This is a genomic window from Oerskovia merdavium, assembly GCF_014836755.1.
Classification (GTDB): Bacteria; Actinomycetota; Actinomycetes; order Actinomycetales; family Cellulomonadaceae; genus Oerskovia; species Oerskovia merdavium.
Genome location: NZ_JACSQF010000012.1, coordinates 1 through 1,034 on the forward strand (window position 1 = coordinate 1; position 1,034 = coordinate 1,034).

Genomic DNA, 1,034 nt, shown 5'->3' on the forward strand with positions numbered 1-1,034 from the left:
CCCCCCCCCCCACGACCCGTCTGGGCGGGCCCCGCCCTGGTCGCGGGCATCACGTTCGCGGTGCTGACTCTCGACGCCCTGCTGGGCACACCGTTCAACCGCGCCAGCCCGCTCGGCTCGGCGCCGACGTTCGGGGCTCGCTTCTACGGGTTCGGCAACCCGACGTTCTCGGTCTTCGCGGTCGCGGGGGTCCTCGCCGCCGCCGGGGTCGCCCAGTGGCTCGTGCTGCGTGGTCGACGACGGACGGCCACGCTCGTGGTCGGGGTGATCGGCGTGGTCGCGATGGCCGTCGACGTGTGGCCCACGCTCGGTGCCGACCTCGGTGGCGGGCTCGTCCTCGTCCCGACGTTCGCGATCCTGCTGCTCGCGGCCTCGGGCGCACGCCTGACGTTCAGGCGCTTCTTCACGATCGGTCTGGCCGGCGTGGGGGTGGTCGCGCTCATCGGCGTGCTCGACTGGCTGCGCCCGCCTGCCGCTCGCTCGCACCTGGGGCGCTTCGTGGGCCAGGTCGTCGACGGCGACGCGTGGGAGATGCTCTGGCGCAAGGCCGGCTACGCGGCGCGCTCGGTGCTGGGCGGGGTCCCGGTGTGGATCACGCTCGTCGTGCTGGTCTGGTTCGCGCTCGTGCTGTTCGCGCCGCGCCGCTTCACCCCGGCCTGGTTCGCGCGTTCCGAGGCGGGGTGGCCCCTGTTCCGGCCCGCGATCCTCGCGATCTGGGTCATGTCCGTGAGCGGTTCGCTCGTCAACGACTTCGGGGTCCGGATCGCGATGATCGCCCTGGTCGCGGCCGTGCCGCTCGTGGTGCTCACCGCGCTGCGCGCGACACCGGGCAGCCCGGGCGAGGTCTCCGACGCGGAGGGCGAGACGGTCTCGGGGACGGGAGCGGCGCCGTCGGGCAGGGCGTCCTCCGGGACGGACGACGAGCCGTCCGTCCCGCTGCCCTCCCTGCCCGACGGCGGAGGCTCGCCCGACGACGCGGCGGAACCCGCCGCGTCCGGCAGGTAGACGACGAGGGGCCCCGCGGGGGGGGCGCC

1 pseudogene is annotated in these 1,034 nt (G+C 75.1%); it reads left to right on the forward strand.

From position 1 onward, the window contains the following. Positions 1 to 1,005 (forward strand): annotated as a pseudogene (locus H9641_RS12235) (hypothetical protein); the annotation flags it as partial. Positions 1,006 to 1,034: the final 29 nt, after the last annotated feature.